General features: G+C 70.4%; 24 protein-coding genes. 8 read left to right on the forward strand and 16 right to left on the reverse strand.

What is annotated here, in order from left to right; all coding sequences use genetic code 11:
• Positions 1–96 precede the first annotated feature (96 nt).
• From ABD648_RS10355 to ABD648_RS10380, 6 genes are all read right to left on the reverse strand, one after another.
• Entirely contained in the window at positions 97–1,149 is a 1,053-nt protein-coding gene (locus ABD648_RS10355; RefSeq protein ID WP_282214872.1) for a sulfate/molybdate ABC transporter ATP-binding protein, read from the reverse strand.
• Positions 1,146–1,934: a molybdate ABC transporter permease subunit gene (gene modB / locus ABD648_RS10360; RefSeq protein ID WP_282214873.1), complete on the reverse strand. Its 789-nt coding sequence runs from the start codon at positions 1,932–1,934 to the stop codon at positions 1,146–1,148. The genes ABD648_RS10355 and modB overlap by 4 nt, the downstream gene beginning before the upstream one ends.
• On the reverse strand, positions 1,931–2,719 hold the full coding sequence (gene modA, locus ABD648_RS10365; protein ID WP_282214874.1) for a molybdate ABC transporter substrate-binding protein: 789 nt from the start codon (positions 2,717–2,719) through the stop codon (positions 1,931–1,933). Before modA ends, modB begins: the two co-directional genes overlap by 4 nt.
• Before the next feature lie 3 nt (positions 2,720–2,722).
• Positions 2,723–3,115 carry a TOBE domain-containing protein gene (locus tag ABD648_RS10370; RefSeq protein WP_282214875.1) on the reverse strand — a complete coding sequence of 131 codons (393 nt, stop codon included), beginning with the start codon at positions 3,113–3,115 and terminating at the stop codon, positions 2,723–2,725.
• Positions 3,116–3,324: 209 nt separating this feature from the next.
• Positions 3,325–4,059 (reverse strand): SDR family NAD(P)-dependent oxidoreductase, encoded by a 735-nt coding sequence (locus ABD648_RS10375; protein WP_282214876.1) that lies wholly within the window; start codon positions 4,057–4,059, stop codon positions 3,325–3,327.
• Between the two features lie 52 nt (positions 4,060–4,111).
• Entirely contained in the window at positions 4,112–4,726 is a 615-nt protein-coding gene (locus tag ABD648_RS10380) for a dihydrofolate reductase family protein (protein ID WP_344709000.1), read from the reverse strand.
• 93 nt (positions 4,727–4,819) lie between these two features.
• Here ABD648_RS10380 and ABD648_RS10385 point away from each other — a divergent pair, with 93 nt between their 5' ends.
• The 4 genes from ABD648_RS10385 to ABD648_RS10400 are packed head-to-tail and all read left to right on the forward strand — an operon-like array spanning position 4,820 to position 7,558.
• Complete coding sequence (locus ABD648_RS10385) at positions 4,820–5,605, forward strand: HesA/MoeB/ThiF family protein (protein ID WP_282214878.1); 786 nt, start codon at positions 4,820–4,822, stop codon at positions 5,603–5,605.
• Positions 5,602–6,837, forward strand: coding sequence for a molybdopterin molybdotransferase MoeA (locus ABD648_RS10390; RefSeq protein ID WP_282214879.1), 1,236 nt, complete (start codon positions 5,602–5,604; stop codon positions 6,835–6,837). The genes ABD648_RS10385 and ABD648_RS10390 overlap by 4 nt, the downstream gene beginning before the upstream one ends.
• The gene (gene moaC / locus ABD648_RS10395) at positions 6,834–7,328 is read left to right on the forward strand and encodes a cyclic pyranopterin monophosphate synthase MoaC (protein ID WP_282214880.1); all 495 of its coding nucleotides are present in this window, start codon (positions 6,834–6,836) and stop codon (positions 7,326–7,328) included. The genes ABD648_RS10390 and moaC overlap by 4 nt, the downstream gene beginning before the upstream one ends.
• Complete coding sequence (locus ABD648_RS10400) at positions 7,325–7,558, forward strand: MoaD/ThiS family protein (RefSeq protein WP_282214881.1); 234 nt, start codon at positions 7,325–7,327, stop codon at positions 7,556–7,558. The genes moaC and ABD648_RS10400 overlap by 4 nt, the downstream gene beginning before the upstream one ends.
• Before the next feature lie 12 nt (positions 7,559–7,570).
• Here the strand turns inward: ABD648_RS10400 and ABD648_RS10405 are convergent, their stop codons facing one another.
• The 6 genes from ABD648_RS10405 to ABD648_RS10430 form a co-directional block, all read right to left on the reverse strand.
• Complete coding sequence (locus ABD648_RS10405; protein ID WP_282214882.1) at positions 7,571–7,999, reverse strand: molybdenum cofactor biosynthesis protein MoaE; 429 nt, start codon at positions 7,997–7,999, stop codon at positions 7,571–7,573.
• On the reverse strand, positions 7,996–8,484 hold the full coding sequence (locus ABD648_RS10410; protein ID WP_282214883.1) for a MogA/MoaB family molybdenum cofactor biosynthesis protein: 489 nt from the start codon (positions 8,482–8,484) through the stop codon (positions 7,996–7,998). Before ABD648_RS10410 ends, ABD648_RS10405 begins: the two co-directional genes overlap by 4 nt.
• Before the next feature lie 40 nt (positions 8,485–8,524).
• The gene (locus ABD648_RS10415; protein ID WP_282214884.1) at positions 8,525–10,117 is read right to left on the reverse strand and encodes a molybdopterin-dependent oxidoreductase; all 1,593 of its coding nucleotides are present in this window, start codon (positions 10,115–10,117) and stop codon (positions 8,525–8,527) included.
• A 92-nt stretch (positions 10,118–10,209) separates the two neighbouring features.
• On the reverse strand, positions 10,210–11,178 hold the full coding sequence (gene fdhD / locus ABD648_RS10420; protein ID WP_282214885.1) for a formate dehydrogenase accessory sulfurtransferase FdhD: 969 nt from the start codon (positions 11,176–11,178) through the stop codon (positions 10,210–10,212).
• A gap of 1 nt (position 11,179) precedes the next feature.
• Positions 11,180–13,624 (reverse strand): FdhF/YdeP family oxidoreductase, encoded by a 2,445-nt coding sequence (locus ABD648_RS10425; RefSeq protein ID WP_282214886.1) that lies wholly within the window; start codon positions 13,622–13,624, stop codon positions 11,180–11,182.
• Positions 13,625–13,673: 49 nt separating this feature from the next.
• Complete coding sequence (locus ABD648_RS10430) at positions 13,674–14,372, reverse strand: GTP pyrophosphokinase (RefSeq protein WP_282214887.1); 699 nt, start codon at positions 14,370–14,372, stop codon at positions 13,674–13,676.
• Positions 14,373–14,529: 157 nt separating this feature from the next.
• Here ABD648_RS10430 and ABD648_RS10435 point away from each other — a divergent pair, with 157 nt between their 5' ends.
• Entirely contained in the window at positions 14,530–14,700 is a 171-nt protein-coding gene (locus ABD648_RS10435) for a hypothetical protein (protein ID WP_282214888.1), read from the forward strand.
• Positions 14,697–14,921, forward strand: a complete 225-nt coding sequence (locus ABD648_RS10440; protein WP_282214889.1) for a hypothetical protein — start codon at positions 14,697–14,699, stop codon at positions 14,919–14,921. Before ABD648_RS10435 ends, ABD648_RS10440 begins: the two co-directional genes overlap by 4 nt.
• On the opposite strand, the gene ABD648_RS10445 is transcribed toward ABD648_RS10440, so the two are convergent.
• From ABD648_RS10445 to ABD648_RS10460, 4 genes are read right to left on the reverse strand one after another with little or no spacing between them, the layout of a single operon-like run.
• On the reverse strand, positions 14,911–16,101 hold the full coding sequence (locus ABD648_RS10445; protein WP_282214890.1) for an ABC transporter permease: 1,191 nt from the start codon (positions 16,099–16,101) through the stop codon (positions 14,911–14,913). The genes ABD648_RS10440 and ABD648_RS10445 overlap by 11 nt on opposite strands.
• Positions 16,098–16,823 carry an ABC transporter ATP-binding protein gene (locus tag ABD648_RS10450; RefSeq protein ID WP_344709009.1) on the reverse strand — a complete coding sequence of 242 codons (726 nt, stop codon included), beginning with the start codon at positions 16,821–16,823 and terminating at the stop codon, positions 16,098–16,100. The genes ABD648_RS10445 and ABD648_RS10450 overlap by 4 nt, the downstream gene beginning before the upstream one ends.
• On the reverse strand, positions 16,820–18,001 hold the full coding sequence (locus ABD648_RS10455; RefSeq protein WP_282214892.1) for a peptidoglycan-binding domain-containing protein: 1,182 nt from the start codon (positions 17,999–18,001) through the stop codon (positions 16,820–16,822). Before ABD648_RS10455 ends, ABD648_RS10450 begins: the two co-directional genes overlap by 4 nt.
• On the reverse strand, positions 17,998–18,525 hold the full coding sequence (locus tag ABD648_RS10460; RefSeq protein WP_282214893.1) for a hypothetical protein: 528 nt from the start codon (positions 18,523–18,525) through the stop codon (positions 17,998–18,000). The genes ABD648_RS10455 and ABD648_RS10460 overlap by 4 nt, the downstream gene beginning before the upstream one ends.
• Positions 18,526–18,666: 141 nt before the next feature.
• Here ABD648_RS10460 and ABD648_RS10465 point away from each other — a divergent pair, with 141 nt between their 5' ends.
• A complete protein-coding gene (locus ABD648_RS10465; protein WP_282214894.1) occupies positions 18,667–19,332 on the forward strand; it encodes a response regulator transcription factor in 666 nt (221 codons plus the stop codon).
• A gap of 1 nt (position 19,333) precedes the next feature.
• On the forward strand, positions 19,334–20,551 hold the full coding sequence (locus tag ABD648_RS10470; protein WP_282214895.1) for a sensor histidine kinase: 1,218 nt from the start codon (positions 19,334–19,336) through the stop codon (positions 20,549–20,551).
• The last annotated feature ends 33 nt before the right edge of the window (positions 20,552–20,584 follow it).

Genomic DNA, 20,584 nt, shown 5'->3' on the forward strand with positions numbered 1-20,584 from the left:
CTAACCCCCGATCCGCCGTCGAGGGTAGGCGGGACGGCGACGACCGGCACATTGCCAGCGACGGCCAGCGATCTGTCGAGCAGCCGGCGATGATCGTCAGCGCCCCGCCACGAAGTGCACGCCCGCCGGGTCGACCCGCAGCTGCAGCGGATCCCCCGGTGCGAGTCCCGTCGCGTCGGCGAGCGAGACGTCGACCTGGCAGAACGAAGTGTGCACGCGGATCCCGGCGAGCGTCGACTCGAGCCGCGTGATCTGCGTGCGGCACGCGTCGGGGTTTGTCGCGGCGTCGACGACCCGCACATCCTGCGGGCGGAACACCGCGACCAGCGCCGCACCGTCCGTCGCGGCGAGCGCGCGCGACGCGGCATCCGTGCTCGTCAGGTGCAGCTCGCCGTTCGACCACCCGCCGCCACGCGCAAACCCGACGACCCGGTTGACGCCGGCGATCGAGGCGACGAAACCGGATGCCGGTGCCGCCAGCACCTCGCGCACGGGGCCGCTCTGCGTCACGCGACCGGACTCGATGACGATCAGGCGCTCGGCCAGCGCCACGGCATCCGCCGCATCGTGCGTGACCGCGATCGTCGTGGTCCCGGCGAGCTGGTCGCGCAGCATCCGACGGATCTCTCCCGCCGTCTCCGGGTCGAGCGCGACGAGCGGCTCGTCCAGGAGCACCACGCGCGGAGACGCGGCGAGCGCACGCGCCACCGCGACCCGCTGACCCTCGCCGCCGGAGAGCTCTCGCGGCATCCGGTCTCCTGCTCCCGGAAGGCCGACGCGCACCAGCCATTCATCGGCGGAATCGCGCGCGGAGCGGGCGTCGGCACCACCCGCACGGGGGCCGAAGGCCACGTTCTCGCGCACGGTCAGATGCGGGAACAGTCGGGCGTCCTGCCCGAGCAGCACGATGCCCCGGTTCTTGGGCTCCGTGCGCACGCGCGGCGCGTTCACGCGATCGACCACGCGGTCCCCGACCGAGATCTCCCCGGCTGTCAGCGGCTGGAGACCGGCGAGCGCCTGGAGGAGCGTCGACTTGCCCGCGCCGCTCGGCCCCATCACCGCGACGGTCTCGCCGGGCGCGACATCCAGGGCGATGTCGACGGCGAAGTGCTCACGAGCCACGACGATGTGCGCGTTCAGCCCACTCATCGCGCCGCTCCCGGTCGCCAGCCGCGGACCAGCAGCAGCACGGCGATGGCGGTGGCGAGCAGCAGCAGCGCGAGGGCGACAGCCGCACCCTGCGAGACTCCGGCGCCGTTGAACGCGGTGTAGATCGCAAGGGGCATGGTCTGGGTGACGCCGGGACGGTTGCCGGCGAACAGCGCCGTGGCCCCGAACTCGCCGATGGCACGGGCGAAGCAGAGCACGACGCCCGCCACGATGCCCGGCGCAGCGAGCGGGAGGGTGATGCGGCGGAGGATCGTCCACCGCCCCGCGCCGAGCGCCGCGGCGGTGCGCTCATAGTCGACGCCGGACGTGCGCACGGCGCCCTCGACCGCGAGCACCAGGAACGGCAGGGCGACGAAGGTCTGCGCGAGCACGACCGCGGGCGTGCTGAACGACAGCCCGAGTCCACCGAGCCACCCCGCGCGACCGAACAGGTACAGCAGCGCGACGCCGCCGACCATCGGGGGCAGGACGAGCGGGACCGTCACCGCGGCGCGGAGCACAGCGGCGAGGCGCGGTCCCGAGCGGGCGATGTACAGCGCGAGCGGCACCCCGACGATGATGCACAGCAGTGTGGCGACGAGTCCGGTCCCGAGAGACAGCGCGAGGGCCGAGAGAGCGGCCTCCGACGTCACATCGGCGACGAAGGTCGACCACTGCACGCGGCCGACGAGCGCCGCGAGCGGGAGGATGAGGAAGGCCAGCCCGATCAGCGCGGGGACGGCGAGCGCGCGGGGCGCGTATCCCTGCGCACCGCCCGCGCTCATGGCTTTCCGAAGCCGAAGTCCGCGAGGATCTTCTGGCCGACGGGCGAGAGCACGAAGGCGACGAACGCCGCGGCGGCATCCGGGTTCGCGGCATCGGCGAGAGCCGCGATCGGGTAGTGGTTCACGACGTCCTCAGCCCCCTCGGGCACGATCACCTCGACGTCGTCGCGGCCGACCACGTCCGTCGCGTACACCAGACCCGCGTCGGCTTCGGATGCCGCGACCTTCGTGAGCACCGCGGTCACGTTCTGCTCGAGGCTCGCAGCCTCGACCGTGACCCCGGCGGCGGTGAGGAGCTTCGCGGATGCCGCGCCGCACGGCACCTCGGGGGCGCAGAGAACCGTGGTGGCGTCGGCGAGGTCGGCGAGAGTCTTGACCTCTCCGGGGTTGCCGGCGGGAACCGCGATGACCAGCGTGTTGGAGGCGAAGAGCGCCGGGTCGATCGCGGCATCCTTCGCCTTGTCCATGTTCGCCTCGTCGGCGGACGCGAAGACGTCGGCCGGAGCGCCCTCGAGGATCTGCGTGACCAGCGTCGAGGAGCCGTCGTAGACCGGGCTGACCATCACGTCGGGATTCTCGGCCGTGAACTTCTCGGCGATCGCGTCGAAGGCGCCCGACAGCGACGCGGCGGCGTAGACGGTGAGCTCACCGCTCAGGGTACTTTCCATCGTCGTCTCGGTCGGCGAGGTCGACGGCGCGGATCCGGCGGCGCCCGCACACCCCGTGAGGGCGAGCGCGGCGGCCGCGAGGAGTGCGGTGGCGGAGCGGCGGAACGTGCGATTCATGTGTCAGACCTTCGGGACTTCGACGACGACCTGCGTCGCCTTGACGGAGGCGGTGGCGAGCGAGCCGACCTCGAGCTGCAGCTCGCGCGCCGCCTCGGCCGACATCAGCGAGACGACGCGGTGCGGACCGGCCTGGAGATCGACCTGGGCCATGAGCCCCTCGATCTGCACGCGCGTCACGATGCCGACGAACCGGTTGCGGGCACTGGACAGGAGGTCGTCCGCGGCCTTCGCCTCCTCGGCGAGCGCGACCGCGCGGGCGGCGAGCGCGTCGCCGGGGATCTCGGCCGGAACGGCATCCGTCACCGGGAGGAGCCCGTGATCGATCCAGCGCCGGACGGTGTCGTCGCTCACTCCGAGGAGTCGCGCGGCACGGGCGATCCGATAGGTCTGCATGGGGCGAATCTACCGCAGATGCGGAGCGTGCAGTCATATCCATCCGATTCTGCGTAACTCGCGGTCTCGCGGCGGATCACCGTAGTGACGATTCGCGGAGGAGTCGACGCTTCGCGGACCGATATCCACGGAACGGTCCGGGATTCGTCCTGGGCACCGCGAAACGTCGGTCGACGCCGAGGGCTGATCATCACTGCCGCGACTGCGCCCTACCGTGTCGGCAGCTCGACACCCGTCGCGTCGGCGAGGACGGCGAGCAGCTCCTGCTGGAACGCCGGGTCCGCGACGGCCGGATGGGGCTGCCGCTGCTCGCCGTGGTGCCAGTAGCCACCGGTGGCCGCGAGGTGCGGATCGGTCGCGAGACGCTCCTGGGTCTCGTGGCCGAGGTCGAAGTCGTCGGGTGCGCCGGCACCGCCCATCTTCGTCGGCACCCAGCCGGGGTCGACGGCGTTGGCGGAGACCCGCGGTGCCCACCGATCGGCGACCGCCGTGGAGAGCGTCGTGACGAACAGCTTGGTGTCGGAATAGCTGGCGGTCACACGGTCGCCGTCCCAGTCGAGGCCCGCGAGGTCGGTCGACCCGCCGCGATGCATCCCGCTGCTGAGGTAGACGTGCCGGGTCGGGGTGCGCAGCAGCGCGGTGAAGAGGTACGGGGCGACGACGTTCACGGGCAGCAGGCCGGGGCCCGAGATCACGCCGGCGTTGTGGATGACGGCGTCGATGGCTTCGCCCCCGTCGAGCTCCGCCGCGGCATCCATCACGGCCTGCCGATCGGCCAGGTCGACGATGATCCGGTCGGCACCACGGTCGGTCAGCTCGGCGACCGCCGCGGCCCGATCCGCGCTGCGCGCGTGCACGATCACCTGGTGACCCAGGTCGAGAAGTGCTGCTGCCGTCGCACGGCCGAGACCGTCGGTCGAGCCGGTGACGAGGATGCGTGCCATGACACCATCCTCGCCCCGATCACACGCACGAGGGCCGGAAGGGGTAGTCCTGTCAGGAGCGGCGGTACTCCGCGACGATCGCCCCCTTCTGAGTGACGACGGAGCGAGTGAGCGTCAGCGTCGCCGGCACGGTGCCGTCGACGAAGAGGCGCTTCCCTCCTCCCACAGTGACGGGAAGGATCGTGAGGATGTACCCGTCGATCAGATCGGCTTCCTGCAGGCTGTGCAGCAGCGTCGCACTGCCGAGCATGACGAGTTCGCCGTCGCCGGCGGCCTTGAGGCGCGCGATCGTGTCGGCGGCCTCTCCGGCGAGGAGCTCGCTGTTCGGATGGGGCAGGTCGGTCTCGGGGTTCCTGCTGGCGACGTACTTGGGCGTCTCGCGCAGGACGTCGGTGAACGGGTTCGGCTCGGATGTCGTGAGCCAGTGCCCGACGAGATCGAGGTAGGTGCGTCGGCCGAAGACCATGCCCTCCGTCGCGCCACTCCCCGCCATGGCCGCTGCCCCCGCTTCGGGGTCGCCCGCCATGTGCGTCGCCGCCCATCCCCCTCGGGAGAAGCCGTCGGAGGTGTCTTCGTCCGATCTTCCGGGAGACTGCATGACCCCGTCGAGCGAACTGAACTCCACCGCGATGAGCGTGCGCATGTCGGCATCCGTCTCCCCGGGCACGGGCGGCCCGTCGGCGCCACGATAGTCGCCGCACCGCCGGAGCAACAGGCAAGCGCCTCCACACGCGCGCACGACGAGGCCTACGCTGAAGCCATGCAACCTCTCGTCGCCCCCGCATCCGCTCTGGAGCCGACCGAGCTCGTCCGCACCGCCCGGCACGCGGTGCTCGCGGGCATCGGCGAAGAGGGCCAGCGCCGCCTGAACGCCGCCCGCGTCACCGTCGTGGGCGCCGGCGGACTCGGCTCGCCCGTGCTGCTCGCCCTCGCCGCAGCCGGCATCGGATCGATCACCGTGATCGACGACGACGTCGTGGAGCTGACCAACCTGCAGCGCCAGCTCGCGCACCGGGTCGAGGACATCGGCACGCGGAAGACCGCGTCCGCGGAGCGGGCGATCAGCGCCCTCGCCCCGCAGACCGTCATCACGCAGTACCCGGAGCGCCTCGATGCCGCGAACGCCGAACGTCTGCTCGCCGGTGCGGATGTGGTCGTCGACACGAGCGACTCCTTCGACACCCGCCGCGACGTCGCCGCCGCGGCCGAGGCACTCGGCGTTCCGCTGGTGTGGGGAGCCGTGCAGGAATGGCATGCACAGGCGACCGTCTTCTGGTCGGACCCGCCCGAGGGCGAGCCCGTTGTGCTCGCCGACCTCTTCCCGATCGGCACCGAGGGCGAGCCGCCGAGCTGCGCCCAGGTCGGTGTGCTCGGTGCGCTCTGCGTGCAGGTCGGCGGGATGCTGGCCGGCGAGGTGATCAAGCTCGTCACGGGAGCCGGAAAGCCCCTGCTCGGCCGGCTCGCGATGATCGATGCGCTCTCGTCTCGCCAGCACGAGATCGCGATCCGTCCGGCATCCTCGACGACCGAGGCGGTGTCGGCATGACCGCCCTGCGTTCGGTCGAAGAGCAGCTCGCGCGCGTCCTCGACGCCGTGCACGTGCTCGAGGCCGAGACCCGCCCGGTGCGGGATGCCGCGGGGCGCACTCTCGCGGATCCGGCCGTCGCCGCCCACGACATCCCCCTGTTCGACAACTCCGCCATGGACGGCTTCGCTGTGCGCGCCGCCGACGTCGACGCGGCATCTGAGGCGAACCCGATCACTCTCCGCGTCGTCGCAGACCTTCCGGCCGGGGTGTCTCTCGACCCGCCGCTCGGCCCCGGCGAGGCCGCGCGCATCATGACCGGCTCCCCGGCTCCCACGGATGCTGACGCGATCGTCCCGTTCGAGGACACGGCGGGCGGTCTCGCCGACTCGCTGGGCGAGGTCCGCGTGCTGCGGGCGCCGGCGAAGCCCGGGGCATTCGTGCGCCGGCGCGGCGCGGATCTGCAGGCGGGCGACGACGTCGTGCTCGCGGGCGAGCGTCTGGGCGCGTTCCAGATCGCCGCGGCCGTCGCCGCCGGGATCGCCGAGGTGACCGTGACGCGCGCGCCGCGTGTGGCCGTGGTCTCGACCGGCAGCGAACTGCTCGCACCGGGAGAACCCGCCGCCCGCGGACGCATCCCTGATTCCAACGGCCCCCTGCTCGAGCAGCTGGTGGCGGATGCCGATGCCGAGGTCGTCCTCGTCGCCCGGGTGCCCGACGAAGCGGATGCCGTCCGCGCGGTCACCGCGGAGGCCACGGCCCTCGGCGCCGACGTGATCGTGTTCACGGGCGGTGTGAGTGCGGGCGCCTACGAACCGGTGCGCGGCGCGTTCGACGGACAGGGCGAGGTCGAGTTCGTCGGCGTCGCGATGCAGCCGGGCAAGCCGCAGGCCTTCGGCGTGCTGGATGCCGGAGCACTCGTCTTCGGCCTCCCCGGCAATCCGGTGAGCGTCGCGGTGTCGTTCGAGGTGTTCGTGCGCCCCGCTCTGCTCACGATGCAGGGTCGCGCCGGCATCCACCGCCCGCACGCGTCGTTCACCGCCGACGTCGCCTGGACCACCCCTCCGGGCCGTCGTCAGTTCCTCCCTGCCGTGGTCGATCTCGTCGCCCGCACCGTGAGCCCCGCGACGTCCGGCGGCTCGGGCTCGCACCTGGCGGGCGGGCTCGCTCGAGCGCAGGCGTTCGCGATCGTCCCGGCCGAGGTCGAGGCCGTTTCCGTGGGCGACGCGATCGATGTCATGCTGGTCGGATGAGCTTCCCTCACCTTGACGCGGCCGGCCGCGCGCACATGGTCGATGTGACCGCGAAGCAGCCGACCGTCCGCACGGCGTCCGCACGCGGCTTCGTGCGCTGCAGGCCCGAAGTGATCGCGGCGCTCCGCGACGGCACCGCTCCGAAGGGCGATGTCCTCGCCGTCGCGCGCATCGCCGGCATCCAGGCCGCCAAGTCCACGCCCGCGCTGCTCCCCCTGGCGCACGTCATCGGCGTGCACCGCGCGAGCATCGAGCTCGACATCGTCGACGACGGTGTGCTCATCGAGGCGACCGTCGGCACCGCCGACCGCACCGGCGTCGAGATGGAGGCCCTGACGGCCGTGTCGGTGACGGCCCTCGCGATCGTCGACATGATCAAGGGCATCGATCGCGCGGTCGTGATCGAGAACGTGCGCATCGTCGCGAAGTCGGGCGGACGCTCCGGCGACTGGGTCCGTCCCGGCGAAGACGCGCCAGGAGACGCACGATGACCCGCGTACGCTACTTCGCCGCCGCCGCCGAGGCCGCGGGCACGGATGCCGAGGAACGCGACGAGCGCACGCTGCTCGCTCTCCGCGCGGCGGTCGTGGCGCAGCATCCGGCCCTCACCGACATCCTGCCGCGGTGCGCCGTGCTCGTCGACGGTGTGCGCGCCGACGACGACCGGCCTCTCGATGACGCCCAGCTCATCGACGTGCTCCCGCCCTTCGCCGGCGGCTGAGACAGCTCGGCGTCAGCCGCCGATGCCCTTCCACGACGTCGTCCCGTCGGATTCGAGCTGCCGCTTCCACACCGGCAGGTCGCGCTTGATGTCCTCGATCACCGCGCGGCACACCTCGAAGGCCTCGGCGCGGTGCTCGGAGGCGACCGCGATCACGACGGCCGCATCACCGACCTCCAGCCGACCGACGCGGTGGCTCACGGCCACCACGGCGGAGGCATCGCCGCCGGCCTGCTCGGCGATACGGCGCAGCGTCGCCTCGGCATCCGGGTGGGAGCTGTACTCCAGGCCGACCACCGGCGTCTGAGCATCGGGGTCGTTGTCGCGCACCCGTCCGACGAAGGTGGTCACGCCGCCGAGTCGCGGGTCCTCCACGGCCCGGAGATGCGCGTCGAGGTCGAGGAGCTCCTCGCTCATCGCCGCCAGTCTTACGTCGTTCATGAGTGGTCTCCGCCCTCGAGCTGATCAACGATGTGCCCGGCGACGCCGAGGATCACGGGCACGCCGGATGCCACGGCACGCGTGGAACCGGGAAGATTCACGACCAGCGCCCCGGCGGGGTCGATGATGCCGGCGAGTCCCCGCGACACCACGGACAGCGGAGTGTCCGCGAGTCCGCTGCGCCGCAGCTCCTCGGCGATCCCGGGGAGCTCGCGGGTGATCACCCGGCGCGTGCCCTCGGGCGTCTGATCACGCGGCGCGACGCCGGTGCCGCCGGTGGTGACGATGAGCCGGATGCCGCGCGCGGATGCCCTGCGGAGAGCATCCGCCACCGAGTCGGCGCCGTCCGGGATGATCTCGGCATCCGGGCAGTGCCAGCCGGCATCCCGCAGGAGCCCGACGGCGATCGGTCCGCCGCGGTCTTCCCGCTCTCCCCGAGACGACCGGTCCGAGACCGTGATCACGAGAGCCGGGAGCGAGGTCATGGCTCCACCCTAGGTGCCGACGCTCGTCCGCGCACCGGCATCACGTGACGCGGATCAGCGAACGCTGCCACCCGGTCGAGCCGTCGGGGGCGATCGGTGCGCGCTCCTCGATCTGCAGATCGCCGTTCTTGTTGACCGCGCGGACCGCGACGTAGTGCGTGCCGGGGGTCGCGTCCCACTCCATGAACCACTGCACCCAGGTGTCATCGTTGATGGGGGTCGACATGGTGGCCGGCATCCAATCGCCTTCGTCGATCTTCACCTCGACCCGTTCGATGCCGACCGACTGCGCCCAGGCCACGCCCGCGATCGGGATCTTGCCCGCTGGCACCGCCTCGCCGATGCTCGGGGTGTCGAGCCGCGACGAGAACTTGATCGGGGCCTCGGCGCTGTAACCACGGGGCGTCCAGTAGGCCTCGTCGTCGGCGAAGGTCGTGACCTTGAGCTCGGTGAGCCACTTGGTCGCCGACACGTAGCCGTACAGCCCGGGCACGACCATGCGCACCGGGAAGCCGTGCTCGAGCGGCAGCGGCTCGCCGTTCATCCCGACCGCGAGGATCGCATCGAGGTTGTCGTCGATCAGGGCGGCCAGCGGCGTGCTGGCCGTGTAGCCGTCGACGCTCTTCGAGAGCACCATGTCGGCGCCGGACTTGACGCCTGCCTTCTTCAGCACGTCGCGCAGGGGGACACCGAGCCACATCGCGTTGCCGACGAGCTCTCCGCCGACCTCGTTCGAGACGCAGGTGAGCGTGATCGCGTACTCGTCGAGGCCCATGTCGAGGATGTCCTGGAACGACAGCTCCACGCGCTGGTCGACCATGCCGTCGATCACGAGACGCCAGGTCTCGGGGTCGATCGTGGGAACGGTGAGCGCGGTGTCGACGCGGTAGAAGTCCTTGTTCGGCGTGAACAGCTCGCTCAGCCCCTTGATGTCGAGCTCTGCGCCCTGCGGCACAGTCACGGTCGACTTCGGTGCCGGGAGCTTGAGGGCGTTGCGGATCGACTCGACAGAGCCGACGGCCATGGTCACGGCGCGCGAGGCGACACCCACGACGACGGCGGATACCCCGGCGATCGCGGCGAGGGCGAAGAAGCGACGGCGGTCGATGCCCTTCGGGGCGGCCGGGTTCTCGGGCACCACGCCGCTCGCGGAGTCGTCCGCCGTGGCGGCGGCCGCCGCGCGCCATGCGCGGAGACGCCGGACCAGCAGGACGAGGATCAGCGACCCGACGATCGTGCCGAGGACGGGAGGCAGGAAGGCGAGCGGAGTGACTCCGGCGCGCGTCACGATGGCGGCCGTGGAGAGCACGCCGGCGATGACCAGGGCGATGACGCCCAGCGGAGCCTTCACGAGCTGCAGAACGCCGGCGATCGCCGAAGCGATGACCACCGCGAGGCCCAGGCCCGCGAGCAGTGCGATCTTGTCGTACTCGCCGAAGGTGGCGATCGCGAACTCCTTGAAGGGCTGCGGCACGATGTCGATCACGAAACCGCCGACCGCCAGGATCGGGCTGGCCGTGCGCGCGAAGATCAGGGCGAAGAGCTCGGCGACGGCGAGGAACACCGCGCCGCTGATCACGCCCGCGAGCGCGGCCCACGCGATGAATCGTTTCCCACTGCGTCGCTGCGCCATGATCGTCTCCTGTTCCACCGGTGAAGGTGCTCGCAGGTAGTTCGGAGGCAGAGCGGAAACGGATCGGAGCGGTGTTCCGGCGTGCGGCCGGATCAGACCAGCACGCGCTCCGGACGCGCATAGACGTTCATCGAGCTCCCCCGCACGAACCCCGCGAGCGTGACCCCCGACGCGGCCGCGAGCTCGACGGCGAGTGAGGACGGCGCGGACACGGCGGAGAGGATCGGGATGCCGGCCATCACCGCCTTCTGCACCAGCTCGAAACTCGCCCGCCCCGACACCTGCAGCACCGTGCCGCTCAGCGGCAGGCGGTCGTCGAGGGCGGCCCAGCCGATCACCTTGTCGACGGCGTTGTGCCTGCCGACGTCCTCCCGCAGCACCAGCAGCTCGCCCGACGCCGCGTCGAAGAGCGCAGCCGCGTGGAGGCCGCCGGTCTTCTCGAACACGGCCTGCCCCTCGCGCAGCCTGTCGGGGAGACCGAGCAGCATCGCGGCATCCACGGTGACGGCATCCGCCGCCACGTCGAATCGGGAGGTCTTCTCGATCGCCTCGATGGAGGCCGCTCCGCACACGCCGCACGAGCTCGTCGTGTAGAAGTTGCGTGCGATGTCGGTGAGCAGCGGCTCCAGTCCGGGCCGGAGTGTCACGTCGAGCACGTTGTACGTGTTGCCCGAGGAGAGGACGGATGCCGGCGGGGCGGCCGACTCTGGGTCGCTGAGCCTGTCGAAGCGTCCTGCATGGCCCTTCGACAGGCTCAGGGACCCAGGTGAGTCCATGGTCAGCAGAGAACCGGGCGCCCCGCCTCCTGTGCCCGGACCACCGCAGTGGATCGCGGAGAGGAAATCGCCACCGGCCCCGATCACGCCCTCCGAAACGAGGAATCCGGCGGCGAGCTCGACGTCATGGCCCGGGGTGCGCATCGTCACGGTCAGCGGGGTTCCCGCGACGCGGATCTCCAGCGGCTCCTCCACCGCGAGGGTGTCGGCGCGGCGGCGGACCGTGACCTCGTCATCGACGATCGCGATGCGGGTGACCGGTGAGCGGGCGGTGAGGCGTCCCATCTCAGTCGCCGGTCGCGGCCGCGCCGGTGGCGCCCGCGCCGGCGCGGTGCTCGAGGCGCACGATCACGGCCTTCGACGTGGGTGTGCCGCTGACGTCGGCGACCGAATCGAGGGGCACGAGCACGTTGGTCTCCGGGTAGTACGCCGCCGCGTTGCCGCGCGGCGTCGAGTACGGGACGATGCGGAACTCCTCGGCCCTGCGCTCTTCGACGGTGCCGTCGGGCCCCGTCCACTCCGAGACGATGTCGACGATCTCGCCCTCGGCGAATCCGAGCTCGGCGATGTCCTCCGCATGCACGAGCACGACCCGCCGGCCGCCGCTGATGCCGCGGTAGCGGTCGTCCTTGCCGTAGATCGTCGTGTTGTACTGATCGTGCGACCGCAGCGTCTGCAGCAGCAGGCGGCCCGGGGGGATCACCGGGTACTCGAGCACGTTCGCTGTGAAGCGGGCCTTGCCGTCGACCGTCGCGAACCGGCGCTCGTCGCGGGGTCCGTTCGGGAGGAAGAACGTGCGCCCCTTCTGGATGCGGGCGTCGTAGTCCTCGAAACCCGGGATGACGCGCGCGATGTGGGAGCGGATCAGGGCGTAGTCCGTCTCGAGGGCGGCCCAGTCGGCGCGGGGAGCGTTCTTCGGCCGGGGCGAGTGGCGCTCTCCCTCGAGCTCACCGTGCTCGGGGAGCCCCCGCTCGGGGTCGCCGTCGTGCGATACGGGCGCCTGCGCCGGCGACGGTCCCTCGTCGAAGAGGTGCCCGCACAGGCGAGCGACGATCGCGACCTCGCTCAGCAGATCGTCGGCCGGGGGAGCCAAGCGGCCACGGGACGCGTGGACGGCGCCCATCGAATCCTCGACCGTGACGCGCTGCTCGGCGCCGCCGCGGCGGTCGCGGTCGGTGCGCCCCAGCGTCGGCAGGATGATCGCCCGGCGGCCGGTGACGACGTGCGAGCGATTGAGCTTGGTGGAGACCTGCACCGTGAGGTTCACCCGGGCCATCGCGGCTTCGACGACGGCGGTGTCGGGCGTGGCCGAGACGAAGTTGCCGCCCATGCCCATGAACACGCGCACGCGGCCGTCGCGCATCGCGCGGATCGCCTCGACCGTGTCGAAGCCGTGCTCGCGGGGTGCGGTGAACGCGAACTCGCGGTCGAGGGCCTCGAGGAACGCCTCAGACGGCTTCTCGTAGATGCCCACGGTGCGATCGCCCTGCACGTTGGAGTGTCCGCGCACCGGGCACACACCCGCGCCCTTCCGCCCGATGTTGCCCTGCAGCAGCAGCACGTTGACCACGTCGCGCAGAGTCGGCACGGAGTGCTTGTGCTGCGTGAGGCCCATCGCCCAGCAGACGATCGTGGCTTTCGAGGTGCGCACGTCCTCGGCGATCACGCGCAGCGAGGCTTCGGACACGCCCGTCGCCTCGACCAGCGACGCCCAGTCCGCGCGTGCCATCGCCTCGCGGTACGCGTCGAAGCCGCTGGTGTGCGCGTCGATGAAGGCGTGGTCGAGCACGCCGCCGTCGCGCTCCTCGACCTCGAGCAGGTGCTTGCCGATGGCCTGGAACAGTGCCTGATCGCCACCGGATCGGATCTGCACGAACCGGTCGGCGATCTTCGTGCCGCCGAACGCCACGCCTCGCGGAGTCTGCGGGTTCTCGAACCGCATCAGACCGGCTTCCGGCAGCGGGTTCACCGCGATCACCCTGGCGCCGCGCTGCTTCGCCTTCTCGAGCGCCGACAGCATCCGCGGATGGTTGGTCCCCGGGTTCTGTCCCGCGACGATGAGGAGGTCGGCGTCGTGCACGTCGTCGATCGACACGGTGCCCTTGCCGATGCCGATGGTCTCGGTGAGCGCGGATCCGCTGGACTCGTGGCACATGTTCGAGCAGTCCGGCAGGTTGTTCGTGCCTATGCCGCGCACCAGCAGCTGGTAGAGGAAAGCCGCTTCGTTCGACGTGCGACCCGACGTGTAGAACACCGTCTCGTCGGGGTCGTCGACCGCGGCGATCTCGTCGGCGACGGCGCGCAGCGCGTCGTCCCACGACACGGGACGATAGTGGGTCGCACCTTCGTCGAGGATCATCGGATGCGTCAGCCGCCCCTGCTGCCCGAGCCACCAATCGTCGTGTCCACGGAGCTCGTCGATCGAGTGCTCCTGGAAGAACGCCGGACCGACCGTGCGAAGAGTCGCCTCCTCGGCGACAGCCTTGGCCCCGTTCTCGCAGAACTCGGCGAGGTGTCGCTTGTCCTCCTCCGGCCACGCGCATCCCGGGCAGTCGAACCCATCCTTCTGGTTCACCCGCGCGAGGGTCTGCACCGAGCGGACGACACCCATCTGCTCGTTCGCGATCTGCAGCGCGTGCAGCACGGCGGGCACGCCGACGGCGACCTTCTTCGGCTTCGAGACCCGTACACCGGTCTCGTCGATGTCGGACTTCGGTGCCTTCGTCGCCATGCCGCCCATGTTAGGCCAGGCGCGCGAGGCGACGTTCCGGAGGCCTCAGTCAGACTCCGACGACGCGCGGGGGCGGCGGCGGGGCGAGCTGCCTGCGCGGGACGCCGTGGGCCTCGCGGTGCAGGCGCTCCATGCGGGTGTCGAGCTCGGCGGCGGCCGCCGCGGCATCCGTCAGGCTGTCGACGAGGTGCGAGGGGACCTGGTTCGAGAACTTGTAGTAGATCTTGTGCTCGAGGCTGGCCCAGAAATCCATCGCGATGGTGCGGAACTGCACCTCGACGGGAACCGCCAGGGCGCCCGTCGACAGGAACACGGGGACCTCGATGATCGCGTGCAGGCTCTTGTAGCCGTTCTCCTTCGGCTGCGCGATGTAGTCCTTGACCACCCGCACCGTGACGTCGTCCTGCTGGGTGAGGAGGTCGAAGAGCTGGTACACGTCGGCGACGAAGCTGCAGGTCACGCGCACGCCCGCGATGTCGGTGATCTCGGAGCGGATGCGGTCGAAGTCGGGCTCGTCGATGCCCTTGCGAGCGATCTTCTCGACGATGCTGTCCGGCGTCTTGAGCCGGCTCTTCACGTGCTCGATCGGGTTGTACGCGTGGTCGTGGGTGAACTCGTCACGGAGGATCGAGATCTTCGTCTCCACCTCACGCATCCCGAACTCGTACTCGCGCAGGAAACGCTGGAACTCGTCACGCAGTTCGCGTGTCTTGCGGATGGAGTCTTCGGTGACCTGAAGGGTCGTCATGAGATCGACGTTACAAGTTCGTGATCGGAAACCGCTGTGGATCCGCATCATGGCGATTCCACCCGGATCGACGCGAGCGTGAGCGCATCGTCGGCGCTTACGCTGTGGCAACCCCGCCCCCTGCACAGTGAGAGCTGCAGCACGGAAGGGGCATCGATTGGCACCTGCATCCCCCGGTTCTCGACACCGGATCGCGCGGAGCACACCGCCGGGAACGTCGACCGCACCCGTCGGGGCGTACGCGGCCTACCTGGCCTGGCGCTCCCTGAACGAGGCCCCGCAGGCGCAGCGCGCAGCTCGTCCTGCCGCGGCGGAGCGCACCTCATGATCGACGACCTCTCGACGCTGCTCGCCGGATTCGGGATGCTGCTGTCCGCCGAGATTGTCGCGCTGACGGTCCTGGCCCTCGGCATGATCGCCTTCCTCTCCGTGCTCTTCGCCGTCATCGTGTCGACACTCGCCGTCCGGTGGTTCTTCGGCCTGTTCCGCTCCCCCGGGACCACGGACGGGCCGCTCCCTCCGGGGAGCGACCCGTCTCTCATGCGCTGAGCGCGGCGGTCGGTGATGTCCGGGCGGCGCGGATGGCCGGGATGGACCCCGCGATCGCGCCGACGAACATCGTGACGACGACTCCGGCGACGAGCACCAGCGGAGGGATGGACACGAGCCATCCGTTGCCCGTCGCGACGATCCAGGTGATGAGCCACCCGATGAGGGATCCACCCAGTCCGCCGAGCGAGGCGAGCAGCACGGCTTCGACGAGGAACTGCGAGCGGATGTGCCCGCGGGTCGCGCCGATGGCTCGTCGGAGTCCGATCTCGCGGCGGCGCTCCAGGACCGTGATCACCATGGTGTTGGCGACGCCGATGCCGCCGACGAGAAGGGCGATGGAGCCGACCCCCACCAGAAGTCCGGTGAAGGCCTGATCGATCGTGTTCTTCGCGGCGAGCGCATCGGACGGACGGCTGACCTTGACCTCGTTGGGCGCCTCGGGATTGACCGTGCGCGGCAGGAGATCGCGCGCCTCGTCCACGGCGTCGTCCGCCGACCGCTCGTAGATCGTCGTCGGGGAGCCGTCGAACCCGAAGAGCTCCTCGGCGATACCCGCACCGATCAGCGCGGCGGTGTCGAGCTCGGGTGCGAGCGGCGCTCGCTCGAGAATCCCGACGACGGTGAAGTACCGTCCGCCCAGCCAGACCTGACTCCCGACCGTGCTGATCCCCAGCCTCTCCGCCGCCTTGTAGCCGAGCACGACGGCGGGGAGCTTCTCCGTCACCTCGTTCATCCACGCGCCCGCCTGAAGATCCGACCCGGTCGCCTCGAGCAGATCGTCGCCGGCGGCCGCGACCGTCAGCCCTCCGGTCTCGCCCTTGTCGATCGATGCGCTCCGGTAGACATGCACGTCTTTGAGAGTCGAGATCCAGGTCGCCGTCTCGACGCCGGGGACGTTCCGCACGCGGATGATCGCGTCGGCGGGGAGCTTGGCGTCTCCGCCGAACATGTCGCTGCCTGCCGTGACCGTCAGGAGGTTGGTCCCGAGCGAGGCCAGTCTCTGCTTCACGAGCGCCTCGCTCGACGTGGAGATCCCAATCACGGCGATCATCGCGGCGATGCCGATCGCGATGCCCAGCGCCGACAGCACCGCCCGCAGAGGGTGCGCGCGCAGGCCGTGGAAGCCGAGTCCGAGCAGGTCGGATGGGCGGAGTCTCGCCTGCAGCCGCACGCTCATGCTCTCGCCTCCAGGCTCGGTGCCGACGCGGCCGCGACGTCGCCCGGACGCCCGGTGTCGGCGACGATCTCACCGTCGCGGATGCGGATCTGCCGCGGCATCCGATCGGCGAGCTCCTGGTCGTGGGTGATGACCACGACCGTGGTGCCTGCCCGGTTGAGCTCCTTCAGGATCTCGATGACGGCGGCTCCCGACTTGCTGTCGAGACTCCCGGTGGGCTCGTCGGCGAGCAGCAGCGCGGGCTCCCCCACGACCGCTCGGGCGATGGCGACACGCTGTCGCTCTCCACCGGAGAGCTGACGCGGCTGATGACGCAGCCGGTGCCCCAGCCCCACCCGCTCCAGGGCGACGGCCGCGCGCTTGCGACGCGCGCCCGTCGGCGTGCCGGTGTAGAGGAGTCCCGTCGCGACGTTGTCGATGGCGGTGACGCCGTCGGAGAGATGGAACTGCTGGAACACGAAGCCGATCGTGTACGCGCGCAGGGCGGAGAGCTGCGCGTCGCCCAGGTCGGCGACGTCGTAGCCGGCGATCCGGGTGAGACCGGAACTCGCTCGATCCAAGGTGCCCATGAGGTTCAGGAGAGTGGACTTCCCGGAGCCGCTCGGCCCCACGATCGCGACCATCTCTCCCCGATCGATCCGCAGATCCACTCCGCGCAGGGCGAGAGTCGGGGGTGACCCGTAGGAACGGGTCACCCCCGTCAGCTCGATCACGGCGCTCATTTCGCCACCGCCACGATGTCGCCTTCGGCGAGGTCGCCCCCGACGATCTCCACCATCCCGTCCGCGAACTTGCCGAGCTCGACCGTGACGAGCTCGGTCTTCTTGTTCACGACGCGTTCGACCGCCGACTCTCCGCCCGGCTGCGCGAGCAGGGCGGTCACGGGGACCAGCAGCACGTCCTCGGCGATGAGATGGACCAGCGTCACGCTCACGCTGACCGTGTCGAACGCCGCCGCGAGGGTCGGGTCGTCCAGCACGATCGTGATCGGGAGCTTCAGCGTCTTGCCGCCGTTGTCGTTCTCCCGCTCGACAGGGGCACCAACGGCGGTCACCGTGCCGGTCGCGACGGTGCCGTCCGGCAGCCGCACGTCGACCTTGGCACCCACCGGCGCGTTCGCCGCCAGGTTCGGATCGATGTCGACGGCCGCCTCCTTGGTGCTGTCGGACACCTTGAGCACCGCGCCGCCCGCCGGGCTGCCGACCTTCGCGACGGCATCCTGGACCCGCACCTCTCCGGGAGAGAACACGATCCGTCCCATCTCGATGCGACCCGTGTCTTCGAGACCGAGCGCGTCCTGCCATTCCTTGATCGCCTCGATCGTCGCCCACCGGAACTCGTCGTCCGGTTCGCCGTCGAAGAAGCCGAGTGCCTGGAGGTTGATCTCGAGCTGCCGGATGTCCTCACCGTCGGTCATGCCTTCCGCGAACTCCCGCCACACGGGCAGCCCACCGAACATCAGGATGACCGGGGTGTCGTCCACGCGGTAGAGCTCGTACCCGCGTCCGACGACGGTTCCCGGTGCGGGCACGCCCGTCACCGTGCCCGCGAGCGGAGACCCGAGATCGCGCACGTTCTTGAACTCGAGCTTGCCCGTCACCCGGACCTGCTCGGTCAGGTTCCCCCGGGCGACGGCCGTCGTCTCGGTGGGCGGCGCCTTCTTCTCCTCGCCGGCCTCGGCCGGGGGACGGGTGAGCAGGATCGTCGCGGCGACCGCAGCCACGACCACGAGGGCGGTCGCCGCGATGATCCAGCCGCGGCGACCGCGACCGGAGGAGAAGCGCTGCTCCTCCTCCCCGTCGTCGTCTCCGTTGCCGCCGGTTCCGCCGATACCGAGAACGGTGTCCTGATCGTCCGCGTCAGGATCTCTCTTCCTCAGGATGCCGAAGGAGTGCTTCATCCTTCTGCTCCGGGGAAGCCGGCCTCGGTCATGCACGCATCCATGTCGGCCGGGTCGTAGTCGCCCATGGGCATGGCGGCCGTGGTCCCGGCGGGGCCCGGCTCGGGGTCGGGGAAGTCGTATCCCGCGTCGCGCATGCACTGGGCGAAGGTGAGCATCATCTCGTTCATCTCGTCGTCGGAGGGCATGTCGTCGCGCGTGGGCGGATCTCCGAGCTTCTCGTCGCAGACCTCGCGCGCGTCATCCATCGCGGCGATGTCCGCGTCGCTCGGCGGCTCAGGGGCGACCTCGGTCTCTTCGCCGTCGCTGCCGGCCTTGGCCATGAACTGCGACAGGTCGACGCCCTCGTCCTTCATGCACTTCTCCCAGGCGAGCTGCCAGTCATCGAACTCCTGTTCCTGGCTGGCGCTGTCCAGGTCGGGGGACTCGTCCGCCGCGTCGGGCGTGGGAGCGCAGGCGGCGAGGCCGCCGACGAGCATCAGGCCGGCGAGGAAGGCCAGGCCGCGGTTGCGTGTGATTCGCATGGGTGTCCTTTCGGTGCTCCCTCACGGTGAGGGGTGAGGACAGTTCACGGGGCGGCCGGTCGCAGCAGGGTAAAGAGAACCCTTTACCTTCCGCGAACCTGCATAGTGATTGCATGTGATCAGGAGTGAGGAGAACTCGAGATGCGAGTGCTGGTTGTCGAAGATGAGCGCTATCTGGCGGAGGCCATCCACGCGAGGCTGAGCCTGGAGGCGATATCCGCGGACATCGCCGATGACGGCGCGGCCGCGCTCGAAGCCGTCGCGCACACCGAGTACGACGTCGTGCTCCTGGACCGTGACATTCCCGTCATCCACGGCGACGAGGTGTGCCGGCGCCTCTCGCGCGACCCCGATCGACCGGCCATCCTGATGCTCACCGCTGCTCGACTACTCGACGACAAGGTCGACGGCCTCACGCTGGGAGCGGATGACTACCTCGCGAAACCCTTCCAGTTCCCGGAGCTGATCGCCCGCCTGCGCGCGCTGAGCCGGCGCCGGTTCAGCGCGCTGCCGCCGATCCTGGAAGCGGCCGATGTGCGTCTGAACCCCATCCGGCGAGAGGTGACCCGCTCGGGGAGGTTCGTGAACCTCACCCGTAAGGAGTTCGCGGTCCTGGAGGTGCTGATGCGGGAGCCGGGGACGGTCGTGAGTGCCGAACGACTGCTCGAGAAGGCATGGGACGAGAACGCCAACCCGTTCACGAACTCGGTCAAGGTCACGATCAGCACGCTGCGCCGGAAGCTGGGCGAACCGCGTGTCATCGAGACGTTGCCGGGTGCCGGATACGTCATCGGTCGGACGGGCTGACATGTCCGCCACACGACCGACGGGCTCGACGGAGCCGAATCGCCTGAAGCTGAGCGTCGAGGGTTTCCGGCTGACGCTGCGGACCCGTCTCGCGCTCACCTACGCCGGACTCCTCACGCTGGCTGGTGCGTTGATGATGCTGATCGTCTACGTCGTGGTGGGGTATCTGCCCACTTATGCGTTCGCCGTGCCGGCGACCACGGCGGAACCCCTGCAGACCACCCCGACCGAACCGCTCTACGACACCGGCATCGCAGCCGCCGAGACCATCCCCGGCCTGATCGTCTCCTCGCGCAGTGACGTGCAGACGCTGATCCTGATCATCGCCGCGATCCTCCTGGTGCTCCTCGCCGGCGGCGGAACGTGGGCCGGCTGGGCCCTGGCAGGACGGATGCTCCGACCGCTGCAGGAGGTCAACGCCGCCGCGCACCGCGCGGCACGCGGACACCTCGACCACCGGATCGCCCTCGCAGGCCCGAAAGACGAGCTGACCGACCTGGCCGACACCTTCGACGAGATGCTCGAGGGCCTCGAACGCTCCTTCGGGACCTATCGTCGTTTCGCGGCCAACGCCTCGCACGAGCTGCGCACCCCGTTGGCGACGACCCGCGCGATGCTCGACGTGGCGCTCAGCGGAGCGGATGCGCACGAGCGTCCCCTGCTCGAGCGACTGCGGGAGACCAACGAGCGCAGCATCGACACCGTGGAGTCCCTGCTCGACCTGACGGAGGTCGATGCGGCGAGCGCGGATCACGGCATCGTCCAGCTGGAGCAGGTCGCCACGTTCGTGTTGGCGGAGGTCGCCGAGGAGGCGGAGGCCGCGGGCGTGCGGATCGACTACCGGCTGTCGACGACGCCGGTCTCCGGCGACGCGTCGCTGCTGAGACAGCTGCTCTTCAACCTCATCCAGAACGGCGTCCGGCACAACGAGCCGGGCGGCTGGGTCAGGGTGACGACCGAGTCACGCCCGCGCACAGGGGCCGAGCTGCGGGTCGAGAACTCCGGAGCCTTCGTCGCGGATGCCGACCTCGAATCGCTCACCGACCCGTTCTTCCGCGCGCGCGGCCGATCCACGGCGTCGACCTCGAAGGGGCGGGGCCTCGGCCTGTCGATCGTGAAGGCCATCACCGATCGCCACGACGCCACGCTCCGCTTCGCGGCGAGGGAGGAAGGCGGCCTCGTCGCCACGGTGGTCTTCCCACCGGACGACGCCCCCTGAGCACCTCGCGTGCACCGGCCGCAGGCATCTGCC

Source organism: Microbacterium luteolum (genome assembly GCF_039533965.1).
GTDB lineage: Bacteria > Actinomycetota > Actinomycetes > Actinomycetales > Microbacteriaceae > Microbacterium > Microbacterium luteolum.